Annotated in this window: 10 protein-coding genes and 1 tRNA gene; 4 read left to right on the top strand and 7 right to left on the bottom strand. The window is 64.5% G+C overall.

Going from position 1 to position 12,637, the window contains the following annotated elements:
* Positions 1 to 35 precede the first annotated feature (35 nt).
* Positions 36 to 2,435, top strand: coding sequence for a S8 family peptidase (locus tag ASG69_RS22375; RefSeq protein ID WP_156380619.1), 2,400 nt, complete (start codon positions 36 to 38; stop codon positions 2,433 to 2,435).
* 365 nt (positions 2,436 to 2,800) lie between these two features.
* Here the strand turns inward: ASG69_RS22375 and ASG69_RS21085 are convergent, their stop codons facing one another.
* Both ASG69_RS21085 and ASG69_RS21080 read right to left on the bottom strand, forming a co-directional pair.
* Positions 2,801 to 3,730, bottom strand: coding sequence for a ParA family protein (locus ASG69_RS21085; RefSeq protein ID WP_235579030.1), 930 nt, complete (start codon positions 3,728 to 3,730; stop codon positions 2,801 to 2,803).
* A 713-nt stretch (positions 3,731 to 4,443) separates the two neighbouring features.
* A complete protein-coding gene (locus ASG69_RS21080; protein WP_027506918.1) occupies positions 4,444 to 4,641 on the bottom strand; it encodes an excisionase family DNA-binding protein in 198 nt (65 codons plus the stop codon).
* Positions 4,642 to 4,773: 132 nt separating this feature from the next.
* On the opposite strand from ASG69_RS21080, the gene ASG69_RS21075 reads away from it, so the two are divergent.
* Positions 4,774 to 5,412 carry an XRE family transcriptional regulator gene (locus ASG69_RS21075; RefSeq protein ID WP_156380618.1) on the top strand — a complete coding sequence of 213 codons (639 nt, stop codon included), beginning with the start codon at positions 4,774 to 4,776 and terminating at the stop codon, positions 5,410 to 5,412.
* 296 nt (positions 5,413 to 5,708) lie between these two features.
* Entirely contained in the window at positions 5,709 to 6,713 is a 1,005-nt protein-coding gene (locus ASG69_RS21070; RefSeq protein WP_235579029.1) for a tyrosine-type recombinase/integrase, read from the top strand.
* 137 nt (positions 6,714 to 6,850) lie between these two features.
* Here ASG69_RS21070 and ASG69_RS21065 read toward each other — a convergent pair.
* The 3 genes from ASG69_RS21065 to ASG69_RS21055 all read right to left on the bottom strand — a co-directional run bounded on the left by ASG69_RS21065 (position 6,851) and on the right by ASG69_RS21055 (position 9,339).
* Positions 6,851 to 6,925: transfer RNA gene (locus tag ASG69_RS21065), tRNA-Thr, on the bottom strand.
* 25 nt (positions 6,926 to 6,950) lie between these two features.
* A complete protein-coding gene (locus ASG69_RS21060) occupies positions 6,951 to 8,087 on the bottom strand; it encodes a GGDEF domain-containing protein (protein WP_056695894.1) in 1,137 nt (378 codons plus the stop codon).
* A gap of 160 nt (positions 8,088 to 8,247) precedes the next feature.
* Positions 8,248 to 9,339: a GGDEF domain-containing protein gene (locus ASG69_RS21055; RefSeq protein ID WP_156380617.1), complete on the bottom strand. Its 1,092-nt coding sequence runs from the start codon at positions 9,337 to 9,339 to the stop codon at positions 8,248 to 8,250.
* Between the two features lie 203 nt (positions 9,340 to 9,542).
* On the opposite strand from ASG69_RS21055, the gene ASG69_RS21050 reads away from it, so the two are divergent.
* Entirely contained in the window at positions 9,543 to 11,012 is a 1,470-nt protein-coding gene (locus tag ASG69_RS21050) for a threonine/serine ThrE exporter family protein (RefSeq protein WP_373425300.1), read from the top strand.
* A 3-nt stretch (positions 11,013 to 11,015) separates the two neighbouring features.
* On the opposite strand, the gene ASG69_RS21045 is transcribed toward ASG69_RS21050, so the two are convergent.
* Complete coding sequence (locus ASG69_RS21045) at positions 11,016 to 11,264, bottom strand: MbtH family protein (RefSeq protein ID WP_027506921.1); 249 nt, start codon at positions 11,262 to 11,264, stop codon at positions 11,016 to 11,018.
* Positions 11,261 to 12,634, bottom strand: a complete 1,374-nt coding sequence (locus ASG69_RS21040; RefSeq protein ID WP_082544428.1) for a lysine N(6)-hydroxylase/L-ornithine N(5)-oxygenase family protein — start codon at positions 12,632 to 12,634, stop codon at positions 11,261 to 11,263. Before ASG69_RS21040 ends, ASG69_RS21045 begins: the two co-directional genes overlap by 4 nt.
* Positions 12,635 to 12,637 lie beyond the last annotated feature (3 nt).

Raw genomic sequence — 12,637 nt, 5'->3', positions numbered from 1 at the left:
TTGCTGATCGAGCCATTCATGCCGCGGCACGCAGCATGGAGCTGACTTCCTCGCTCGCGGATATCGACCGCTACCGAACCGAAATAGTTACGCCTACCATGGAAGAGCTCGTCGCACTCGGATCCATCGTCACCATCGAAGGATTCGAGTCTGAATACCCGCTGCGCCTTAATTCTTTGCAACGAGCGAGCGGAGGCAACGGGCTGCCTCGATGGTTGTTGCTCACAGTCTCTCCCGCTGACCTCGAGAATGACGTACCCGAGAAAGCGATGGTTTGGGTCAATGATCAAAATCGGCCCGAATTTCTAAAACTGTTCGAGGATTACGCCAATCGCAACACCAAGAATGGGCAGCCCGCAAACCTTGGCCTGGTCGCCAACATCGCCCGCATACGCGCTACGGTCCTTGCAGACTTGTGGCAGTCTTCCGGTCAGCCCAATACGAGGGGGACGCACTGGTGGGAGGTCTGGATGCGCCCGGACCCGAATGCTGTCGAACTCTTGCGGTCTTATGCGGGACAGCAGCAGCTCCGGATCTCCAGCAGGTCCATGACGCTCTCAGATCGAATCGTCAGCTGGATCGAAGCGCCCTGGATTCAATTACAGGCTCTCCCTTTCACAGCCGTACCAGTTGCCGAGATTCGTCGCCCCGAATTCATTGACACAATCGAAGATCTTGGCGTCGAGGAGCAGAATGACTACGTTTCAGACCTGATGAGCCGCGTCGTTCCTGCGCCTTACGATGCGCCTGCAGTTTGTCATCTCGATTCTGGAGTCGCGCGCACTCATATATTGATCGAAGGCTCGTTACACGAGGACGACCTGCATACTGTGGTGGGGAATGACGGGTTCGACCGCAGCGGGCACGGCACTTCGATGGCGGGTATCGCACTGTTCGGCAGCACGCTCGACGCCCATCTCCTGGGAACGACATCCGTTGTGCTTACACACCGCCTTGAGTCCGTTCGCATCCTGCCGCGGCGTTATGAGACGGTCCCCGATCCAGTCACGTACGGCGACATCACGGCGCAAGCAATCGCCGCGCCCGAGGTAGTTACGCAGCGACCACGAGTTTTTTGCCTGCCCGTGACACACATTTCGGACTTGCCCGACCATCCTGGTCAACCCACCTTATGGTCGGCCACTCTCGATGCTCTGGTGGCAGGGGTGGATGTCGAACGCGACGGCGAACACATCAAGCTCTTGTCCGCTCCAGACTCGACCGCGTCGCGCCTCATCGTGGTGTCAGCGGGAAACATCGACACATACAGCGCCGATCATCTCGCCAGTTCCGACAACGCGCCAATCGAAGATCCTGGACAAGCCTGGAACGCCATCACAGTTGGCGCTTACACGACGATGAATGACACACCGACACACCCTGATTACACGGGATGGACTCCAGTCGCGGCGACCGGTGAGCTATCACCGCACAGCCGAACATCACACCGCTTCGGGACCCGCCCCTGGCCTATCAAACCCGACATTGTGCTCGAGGGTGGCAACGTCCTGACCGATGGAACGATCTTCGAAGAACGACACCCCCTTCTGTCGTTACGCACGACAGGAACTGACAACAACGCTGCACTCACATCGGCCAACGCCACTAGTGCTGCCACTGCCCAAGCTGCGCGCTTGGCGGCAATTACACAGGCGGCATATCCGAACTACTGGCCCGAAACCATCCGGGGCCTATTGGTGCACGCTGCACGGTGGACGCCCGAGATGTCGGCTCGCATCGGCGCGGAAAGCACACTTGAAGCAAGACAGCATCTACTGCGCAGATACGGATGGGGTGTCCCCACCGAGTCGGGAGTTTTGACATCTAGCAACAACAGCGTCACGATGGTTGTCGAAGATCAATTCGTACCGTTTGTTGGCGAAACATATTCCATGCCCGCTCTGCGGCTGCACGATCTCCCGTGGCCCGTGGAGGTACTCCAATCCCTCGGTCCGGCGGACCTCACATTGACTGTGACGTTGTCCTACTACATCGAACCGACCGCATCACGCCGCGGTTGGAGACAGCGTTACTCATATCCCTCACACGGACTTAGATTCGAATTACAAGACCCATTGGAGAACGAATCGCATTTCTTACGCCGGTTGAATCGTCAATCACGAGGCGAGGAAGTAGGCGACGTCGGACCCGCATCGAGCCAGGTCAGGTGGACTCTCGGCAGCCGACAACGGCATTACGGTTCCCTGCATCAAGACATCTGGGAAACCACCGGACCCGCATTGGCGGATTGTGCGACTCTCGCAGTCTATCCGGTGGGCGGCTGGTGGAAGCGAAACTCGAGCAAGAAGCGCATTGATCAACCTGTGCGCTACTCACTGGTAGTATCGATTCGCACCCCGGCAGCGGATGTCGACCTCTACACACCAATTCTGAATTCCATAACCACGCCGGTCGAAACGCCTATCGACACGTGAGATTGACAGGCCGGATGACCGACATTGCTGTTGTGAACTACCGAATGCGCGGTCCCCTCTGCAGGGGCCCACTTCTCTGCGCGAATGGCCGGCCTTCGTTGTGGGTGGCCTCCAGATAATCGACGTACCGTTCCACCGCCTCTGCAGCAAGGTCGGACGGGCCGCGTGGCGCTCCCGGCGTAGCCATCAGGGCCTCGGCCGCATTCAGGAGTCGCTCACTGGTCTCGACGTAGAAGTAGAACGTCCGCTTGGTCTTGACGGGCTTGCCCCCCGCCGGTGGCGCTGGAGCAGCGGCGGCCGTAATTGAAGCCACCTCGGACACCGGGTCGAGCGGGCTCGAGTTGCCCAAGCTGCTCTTCAGACGTTCAGGACGCATCATGGCCGACTCCCCCCATCAGCAGTTCCGATGTACGGCGGTAAATGCTTGCCAAATTGCGGGCGTCCGTCGTCCCCCAGTCGAGCAGACTGGTTTGCGCCTCGGAGGAGTCCTTCAGCACTACACGCTTGGGTACCGGGTCCCCGATGATCGTGATGCAGTCGGCGATCTCCGCCAGCTGCTCGCGACCAGCAATGGTGTTGCGTTCATGAAGGTTGATGATCGCACCCACCAGCTCCAGCGTCGGGTTGTAGCTGCGGCGCACCACGTCGATGGTGCGCCGTAGCCGCGCTAGCCCGTTCGCGGAGAACAGCGCGGACTGACTGACCACGAGGGCTCGGCGAGCCGCCACCAGAGAGTTGATCGTCAACAGGTCCAGACTCGGTGGGCAGTCGATCACCACCAGTCCATACTTCGGAGCGAGTGACTCCAGCGCATCGCGGAGTCGCCGCTCGCGTCCAGCGCCGCCGAGAATCAGCTCATCCCGCACGAAGGCGAGGGATTCCGAGTTCGGGTCGGTGGCGACCAGGTCCACACCGTCCCAGATGGACGGCGCCACGACGTCGGCGAGGGTGGCGGCCGACCGGTCCGACAACGCATCTGCCATCCCCGCGTCACCGGGTGCCGGCTCACCGGCACTGAGGACGGTACTCAGGTTTCCCTGAGGGTCCATATCGAGTGCCAGAACTCGGTGGCCGGCGCGACGGGCGGCATCCACGATGTGAAAGGTGGTCGTCGTCTTACCTACGCCACCCTTTTGGTTGCAGAAGGCGATCACGTTGTGTGGCATGTGTGTCCTCTCATGTGTCGGAAGTTCGAAGAAAGAGACTTCCCGTACCGCAATACCTGCAATACGGGTGAAGGAAGAAAAGTAAGTGATGGCTGTATGGGACGAGTGGCGGCGCGTACCTCCATACACGCCACCCCAGTGAAGAGTCCGATACCGGTAATGACTGACCGGGACGCAACACCCGCACAGGACGTAATACCAGCAATGTCACCATCACTGGGGTAGCGGTCGATGGTGACAACACCGCCGATACTGCAATCACTGGTAACTCTCACTGTTGTCAACGAACCCGCACCGGAGTCGACCGTTGGCCGGATCCACAGACTTGGTCTCCGAGCAGTGAACCTGAAAACTGTTGGTATGGAGAGTGGTTCCGTCTACTGCATCGGACTAGGTGCTGCTACACCCGGACCCCCCAGGGGTGACCCCCAATGTCCGCACCCACGTTGTCCGCTCCACGCCCTCTGGCCCCGCACCCGGATGGGCGCGTGGCTTTCGGTATCGCCACGTCATCAATGATCAGTCGACGGCATGGTGCCCAGGGCCGGTCTCCGGGGATCGCTACAGGGTGCACAGGCAACGGCGGCAGGCTGGTTATCGTCGGGCTCTGCCAGAGAACGACGGACGCGGACACCAAAACGTGCCCAGCGTTCAGCGCCATCAGTCACATAACTGATGTGCGGCTCGTCCCGTCAATAATCATTGAAGGACGAGCAGGAATGACCTAAGGTCGAATGTAAGAACCTCCGATCTGATGTGAGGCGGTTTGGACGCCCTCGGCCTCGGTGCTGGTAACACCGAGATGCGCCGGGGGCGTCGTTTTGTTCGGGCAGTACCTCAGCTCACGCGACATCCGTCGACAAAGATGCCTGCGCCTCGAGGCGTTCGATGTACTCGTCGATCGCGGTATCCGGTATGAGGCGGCGCTTGCCTACCTTGATGCTTTTGATCTCACCGGATGCGAGCTTGTTGAAGAAGTTGGACCGGCCCAAGCCGGTGCGGTCCATACCTTCTTGCACGCTGAACAGTTGCCTCGTCATGACACCCTCCGCTGCGTTGATTCACCACATCCGTTCCGCTGAATACGGTGTGTCCACGTGGTTCCACCACAAACTAGCTGACGCGTGTAATCACCGCAAGAGAACCAGCAGAAGGCGGTAGAGTGCGTGTTCATGACGCAAAGCTGGGCCCAAGCGATCGTGGATCGAACGGGGGCCGAGGTCCGCCGACTCCGGACGTCGGCGACCCCGCCGATGTCCGGGCAGGCACTCTCCGACCGCACTGCCGAGCTCGGCCACCACATATCGAGGGCGGTGATCTCCGACCTCGAGACAGGGCGGCGGAGGGGGCTCGACGTCGCTGATCTCCTCACACTGGCCGCAGCGCTCGACGTGGCGCCGGCCCAGCTGCTGTTCCCTGATCTTCCCCGCGGAACCGTGGACGTGCTCCCCGGGGTTTCCCAGGAATCCCACGACGCCGTCAGGTGGGTGGGAGGGGAGAGCGGCCTGTTGATGCTCGAGGATTCGGGATGGTCCGACGAAGCAACCGGGCAGCCGGTTCCGGTGTTCGTGCGCCGCCAGTTCGACGCCCGCAGAGACCGTACGACGCTGACTCACGAATGGCACCGCTCGATCACCGCGATGCGTAGCGCACGCAAGCAGCTGCAGAGGGCACTCGAGAACAACGATTCGCCCGACCAGATCGAAGCCCTGGAGATCATCTACGAGAACGCGCTCAAGCAGACGGCAGCGCATCGGGACACCATGGCCGGGCTCGGCATGACCGTCGGAGATGGACTCCCCCGTGGCTGATCGCTCATCGAGTACGCGATCGACGCGGATCCCTGCGGGAGCACTGAGAAACATCGCTGCCAGTTCGGCTCAGTCGGTCGATGGCTAGAAACCAACTACCCCCGCAGATCCGCAAGATCTCGGTCACCGATCGCCGTACGGCGAAAGAAGTTGTTCGCTACCAGGTCACTGTCGATGCGGGGACGCGAGAGGTACCGCGCCTGCGACCTGATGGATCCACGTACTTGCACACGACGCGATCTCAGTCCCGGCGGCGATTCGATACCGAGAAGGACGCTCGCGCGTATTTAGCCCGCGTGACCGACGAGGTCAACCGTGGTGTTCACGTCTCGGGTAGCACGCTGTCCGTCGACGAGGTCTGCGAGGCATGGCTCGCGGGCCGTCGAGTGAGGCCCACGACGAAGAACGCGTATCGCCACGCGCTGGAACCGCTGAGACAGTTCCACGGAGCAATGCCGGTACAGAGGTTGACCAAAGGCCACCTCGACTCGCTTGTGACCGCACTCGCCGCCGGCGGAACACCGATGACACCCCAGTCGGTGCGTCGACCGTGGAGCCCGCAATCCATCAATCCCATGCTCAACATCATCTCGGCGGTGCTGACCGACCTCGTCAAACAGGGACTGCTGGTGCGGAACGTCGCCTTGTTGGTGGATCGACTGCCGCGCACCCAGCCGCAGATGCGAACGTTCTCTGTCGAGGAGATGCGCCAGATGTTGGCTTTCGCGCAGACCGATCGAGTGGGACACGCGTGGAACCTTGCCTTGTCCGGCCTGCGCCGCGGTGAGATCTGCGGTCTTCGGTGGTCCGACGTCGACCTGGACGCCGGTGTCATGTCGATCCGCAACAACCGAGTGTCTGTCGCCGGTCAGGCCGTGGACGGACTGACCAAGACGGAACGGTCGAACCGCGATCTTCCCCTGACCCCGGTGCTGACCGCCGCTCTGATCGCCGCCCGTGAGCGTCAGGACCTCGAGAGCGCCGCTGCCGGTGCGAACTACGGACCGGGCACCCATATCGTGTGCGACGTACTCGGCCACGCCTACCACCCCGACACGTTGTCCAACTTCTGGCAGACGGCGTGTAAACGCGCCGGGGTGCCGCAGATCAGGCTGCACGACGCGCGCCACACCTGCGCGACGTTGATGCATTTGCAGAACGTTCCCATAGCCGTCATCTCGGCGTGGCTGGGCCACGCGGATTCCGCCTTCACGATGCGCACATACGCTCACGCCCCGAACGACGCACTCAAGATCGCGGCGCAGAGCCTCCAGACGATGTCAGACCTCCACGGGAACTGACGACGTCCGCGGGCCCGGTTTTCGACCCCGGTGGAGCAGTTCCGAGTGACTTGTGACAACTCGTGACATCGGGGCCGTGCGACCCATTCCCGCGAAGCGCGCGAAGTCGCGTAACCGCAGGTCAAAGTACCTTTAGTTGGAGCCTCCTGTCAGGATTGAACTGACGACCTTTCGCTTACAAGGCGAGTGCTCTACCACTGAGCTAAGGAGGCGTGCCCGGCGAACCGAGCGGCACCATCATAACGAGAGCCCCTCCTGCCGGCGCCCGCCCACCCCGTCGGTTCCGGGGTCGGCGACGCTGACCCTGTTCCCGCCCTGTCGCTTCGCCTGGTACATGGCGGCGTCGGCGCGATCGAGCAGGCTGTTGAGCATCACGGCGGTGTCGCCGCGGGCCTGCGACAGGGGCAGGGAGGCCACCCCGATGGATGCGGAGATCGGCGTCGCGTCGTCGTCTCGATGGATGGCGTGCAGCAACGCGCGGGCGACCGCCGGTCCCCTCGACTCGTCGCCGGCGACGACGACCAGGAACTCCTCGCCGCCGATGCGCGCGGAGACGGCGTCGAAGGACACCCGACCGATCCGGGCGGCGGCGCTGCGGAGGACGTCGTCGCCGATGGTGTGGCCGAAGCGGTCGTTGACGGACTTGAAGGCGTCGAGATCGAGGCAGACGGCGGACACGACGGTGGCGCCGTCGGCGGGTGCGAGTCGCGCGCTGCGGAGCATCGATTCGACGTCGACGAGCAATCCGCGTCTGTTCCGTAGACCGGTCAGCTGGTCGTAGAACGCGCGCGCCGCGTCGTCACGCAGTGCGGTGAAGAACAGGTGATTGAGCGACGACGCGGCGAAGAGGACCACGAGGACGGTGACCAGGGTCGACACGGCAGCGGACACCTCCACCGACGTGGTGGTCACCAGTCGGAGGAACAGCAGCCCGGCGACGCCGATGGCCCAGGCCTCGTGGCAGACGAAGACGCGCACGCCGTGGAACGCATTGGCGTAGTTCCCCACCGTCACCAACAGCGCGGCGGAGATGACGACGATCTGGGACGGCGGTAACGCGAACAGCACCGCGGCGATGGTGACGTCGCCGATGATGACGAAGCGCAGCGACCACGTCCGGGACAGGAAGTGGCCGCGACCCCACATCAGACCGAGCGCGATGGAGACGACGGTGGCCACGGCGAACACCCACCCGGATGCGCCGAGTCCGGCGTCACGAGCTGTGACCAGATCCGCGACCGTCTTCACTGCGAGCAGGAAGCAGGCCGCGCTGATGAAGTACGGCGCCGACCTCAGGTAGGCGTGGGTCCGGTGGTAATTGGCGACCCACGCGTAGTCGATGTCGGACGACCACCATTCGCGGAGAACACGCACTCGAGCCAGCCTTGCATCGAAACGGACAACAGTGTCGACGGTGGTCCCCACACCGTCGTCGGCCACAATGGTAGGCACACGATCCCCGGTCGACACGGTCATTGCGGGAACAGAGCCCGAAAAAGACCGACCGAACGAGGTCGACGACGGTTTCCGGTCGTCAGAGGCAGTGCGCGTCGTCGCCCGTCGCGACTGCTGCGCGATGCCCACCGCAACGTTTCGCCTCGTACATGGCTCGATCAGCAGAGGCGAGAACCGTGTCCAGAAGGTCCTGAGTATCGACGCGGCCGTCCGGCAGGGGAACGGTGGCCACACCGATGGACGCAGTGACGGGGGTGGGATCGTCGGGGCGGTGAATGGCGTCGAGAAGGGCGCTCGCCATCAGTGGCCCGGGGTCACCCGCACCGACGACCACGAGGGCGAACTCCTCCCCGCCCGTCCGCGCACTGACGGCGTCCCCGGCGACCGCGGCGATCCGACCGGCCGCGCGTCTGAGCACCTCGTCGCCGGCCGCGTGGCCGTGCCGATCGTTGATCGACTTGAACGCGTCGAGATCGATGCACAGGATCGACACCGTGACCGGCGTGCCGGCGGCGTCATGGATCTGCTTCTCCACGTCGACGAGCAGGCCCAGACGATTACGCAGCCCGGTGAGCTGATCGTGATAGGCCCGCACCGCGTCGTCACGGAGCTGCGTGAAGAAGACGTGGTTCAGCGTGGATCCGCCGTACACGACGAACGCGATGACCACTGCGGTCGCGGCCAAGACGACCAGGCTCTCGGACCCCACGGCGAGCGCTCGCAGCACCAGCGCCGTCGTCACCCCGAGGACGAGGATGCTGTGCACGAGGTACACGCGCAGGCCGTGGAATGCGCTCGCGTAATTGCCCACCGCGAGCAACAGCACGCTCTGGACGACGATCACCGACGACGGGGGCAGCACCACCAGCGGGGCGAGGACGACGATGTCGGCGACGGCCACGAACGCGACCGATCCGTAGCGACCCGGCATCCGTCCGCGGAGCCACCACAGCGCGAGAGCGGCGGTGACCGCTGCGGACACGAGGAGAACCGTCGGACGGAACCCGGCACCTCGGACGGTGGCCAGATCCGCACCGGTCTTCACGAGAAGCAGGACGCATGCGAACGCTATGAGGTAGGGCGCTCGCCGGATCGCGGTGCCGTGGCGGTGGTACGCCACGACGCTCTCGTAGTCGACGTCGGCCGCCGAGATTCCGGGGAGCACGCGCACGGTGGGGCCGTCCTTGCAGGGTCGGACGTCGTCGCCCCCCGACGGTCGACGTGGTTCCAGCACTGTGCCACGAGTGGGCGCATCCGGACGCCGAAAACGGTGTGTGGGCGTGAGCCGCCTCGGTCAGGGAACACCCGGGTGGACCCGGTACCTTCGTCGGGACAACCGGACACAAGAGCGGACCGAGAGAAGGAATGACCTACCTGCAGGGCTTCGCGTCGACGTTACGACGCATGACAGGCGAGCGACGCGCCATCGTCGACACCCCGGCGGGTGCACCCAGTCCGCTCCAGCCCATCGACCTCACCGACGACGCCAGCGTGTCGGAGGTGCTCGACCTCGCGGTGCGTGTCGGTGAGGTGACCCTGGCCGCCGGGACCGGTGCCATCGACACCGCCAATCAGGTGCAGTTCATCGCCTCGACGTACGGCCTCGCCCGGTGCGACGTGGACGTCACCTACAACTCGATCGTCATCAGCGCCTACCGCGGCCCGACACTCCCCCCGGCCAGCACGATGCGCATCGTGCACTACCGGTCCATGGACTTCACGCGCCTGGCCGACGTGGACGCTCTCGCCCGCAAGATCCGCCTGGAGGTGCCGACACCGGCGGTCGCGTTGGCGGAGCTGAAGGAGGTCACCCGGGCACCGCACCCCTACAACCGGTGGATCGCCACCCTGGCGTGGGCGGGCATGGCCGCGGCGATCTCCGTCCTGCTCGGCGGCGGTGTGCTGGTGGCCGCCGTGAGCTTCCTGTCGACGATGGTGATCGACCGCGTCGGCCGAGTGCTGAACCGTGCCGGTCTGCCCTTCTTCTTCCAGCAGGTGGTCGGCGGTTTCATCGCGTCGGCGCCCGCCATCACGCTGTACAACTTCCAGGAACAACTGGGCATCTCGATCCTGCCGTCCCAGGTCATCGCTGCCGGCGTGACAGTGCTGTTGTCGGGGCTGTCGCTGGTCGGCTCGGTGCAGGACGCCATCACGGGCGCCCCGATCACCGCCGCGGCCCGCTTCTTCGAGCTGCTGATGATGACGGGCGGCATCATCGCGGGCGTGGCGACGACCCTGCGACTGGCGGCGCTGCTGGGCGCCGAGCTGCCGGTCATGAGCAACGTCGCGCCTCCGGACCTCGCCCAGGTGCCCACCAAGGTGCTGGCCGGAGCCTTCGCGGCCCTCTTCTACGCACTGGCCTGCTACGCGGAGCGCCGAGGTCTCACGGCGGCGTTCGCCGGGGGTTTCGCCGGTGCGCTGGTGTTCCTCATCGCGCAGCAGGTCGGCTTCGGGCCGGTGCTCTCGTCCGCGATCGCCGCGACGGTGGTCGGCTTCGCCGGTGGTCTCATGGCTCGCCGAGCCCTGATCCCGCCGCTGATCGTCGCCGTCGCCGGTATCACCCCGCTGTTGCCGGGTCTGTCGGTGTACCGCGGCCTTTTCGCCCTGCTCAACGATCAGACGTTGCTGGGCCTCAGCGCACTGCTGGCGGCGGTGGGCACGGGCGGCGCACTGGCCGGCGGCGTCACGCTGGGCGAATGGGGTGCGCGCACACTGCGCCGCCCCCGCATAGTCGAACGCACCGAGTCCCTGCGTCGACCCATCATGAGACTGGGCCGCGCGGACTCGGTGCGCTCGAAGCTTCCGGTCAGGTCGCGGAGACGGTCCGCAGCGCGCTGGAAGTAGAGATCAGGAGGGATTCTCGACGCGGTGACGACCCGCGGCGTCCTCTTCCATGGCCTCGCGGAGACTGCGGGGACGCATGTCGGTCCAGTTCTTCTCGACGTACTCCAGGCACGCTGCCCGGCTCTCCTCGCCGAACACGACGCGCCATCCCTGGGGCACCTCGGCGAAGGTGGGCCACAACGAGTGCTGATCCTCGTCGTTGACCAACACGTAGAAGCGTCCGTCTTCGTCGTCGAACGGGTTGGTGCTCATCTTGCCTCGCTCACTGCAAACGTCGATGCCGGGCGTTCCCGGCGGGCCTTGTCGGTCTCGGCGCGGGTCGCCGCGCCTGTGGAACCGGTGTCGACCCTAGCAAGGACCGCGCCACCGGCACGCCTCGCAACGATGGAGTTCAGGATTTCTCCGGATCTGATCGCGACATTCGAGAGCAACGACGACGTGATGCCGTGCGTGGTCTCGGTGCCGCCCTGCAGGTAGACACCGGGTGCACCGGCGGTGTCGGCCTCCGGTGTCGCCAGCAGGCGATAGTCGCGTGTGACGACGCGGGGGCCGCCGTCCTCGGGCGCCAGTTCGCCGAGGAGCGGGCGCAGAGGCGCGGGCCGGAAGCCGGTCGCGAGCACGAGCGCGTCGCAGTCGAGGGTGTCGGCGATGCCGTCGATGCTGTCCCGGATGGTCACCTCGATGCCGTCGGCCGTCTCGACCACGCCGTCGATGGTGGACGCGCGGCGCATGAACAGCCGGCGGTGACCGCTGACGCGCTCCGCGTACTCCGCGCGGTAGAGCTCCTCGATCAGCTCGATGTCGACGACCGAGTAGTTGGTGCTGCGGTGCAGCGCGATGAGCCGCTCCCGCTCGAGGGCCGGTGCCCGGTGCAGTTCGTCGACCGCGGACGGATCGAAGATGCGGTTGGCGTAGGGACTGTCGTCGGCGGGGCTGTAGCCGTACCGCGTGAAGACACTGTGGACCTCGGCGTGCGGGTAGTGACCGTGCAGGTACTGCACCACCTCGGCTGCCGACTGGCCGGCACCCAGCACCACGAACCGTCCGTGGGTCGGCTTCGGCAACTCGGCCATACGTGGCAGGAAGTCGTGGTTGTGGAAGCACCGTGCGGACAGCGATGCCCACTCGGGGACCCGCTGGGTCAACCCGGCGCCGACGGAGACGTTGCGGGTGCGCACAACTGTGCCGTCGTCGCACCGGACGGTCAGGACGTCGCCGTCCTGCGTGATGTCCGTGACCGACGTACTGAAGCGGACGTCGGCGTCGACCCGGTCGGCAGCCCAGGACAGGTAGTCGTGGAACTCGTGCCGCGTCGGGAAGAACGTCTGGTGATTGACGAAGTCCACCAGCCGGTCGCGTTCGTACAGATAGTTGAAGAAGGTGAACCCGCTCCGCGGATTGCGGAACGTGACCAGGTCCTTCGGGAACGCGATCTGCATCGTCGCGCCGTCGAGCAGCATGCCGGGATGCCACCCGAAGCTCTCCTGACGTTCCACGAACACCGCCCGGACGCGCTCGTGCTCCGCGCACGTCTCGTTGTGTTCCTCGATCGCGATCGCCAGCGCGAGATTCGCAGGTCCGAAACCGACACCCACGACGTCGAGTACTTCTGGACTGCTCATGCT

The sequence above is a fragment of the Rhodococcus sp. Leaf225 genome (assembly GCF_001426145.1).
Lineage (GTDB): Bacteria > Actinomycetota > Actinomycetes > Mycobacteriales > Mycobacteriaceae > Rhodococcoides.
Note: the sequence above shows the minus strand (reverse complement) of the source record. Positions and strands in the feature narration are given on the sequence as shown.

Coding starts and splice junctions, on each gene's coding strand:
- ASG69_RS22375 (WP_156380619.1), top strand. CDS start 36: ATGGAGCTGACTTCCTCGCTCGCGGATATCGACCGCTACCGAACCGAA.
- ASG69_RS21080 (WP_027506918.1), bottom strand. CDS start 4,641: ATGACGAGGCAACTGTTCAGCGTGCAAGAAGGTATGGACCGCACCGGC.
- ASG69_RS21075 (WP_156380618.1), top strand. CDS start 4,774: ATGACGCAAAGCTGGGCCCAAGCGATCGTGGATCGAACGGGGGCCGAG.
- ASG69_RS21045 (WP_027506921.1), bottom strand. CDS start 11,264: ATGAGCACCAACCCGTTCGACGACGAAGACGGACGCTTCTACGTGTTG.
- ASG69_RS21040 (WP_082544428.1), bottom strand. CDS start 12,634: ATGAGCAGTCCAGAAGTACTCGACGTCGTGGGTGTCGGTTTCGGACCT.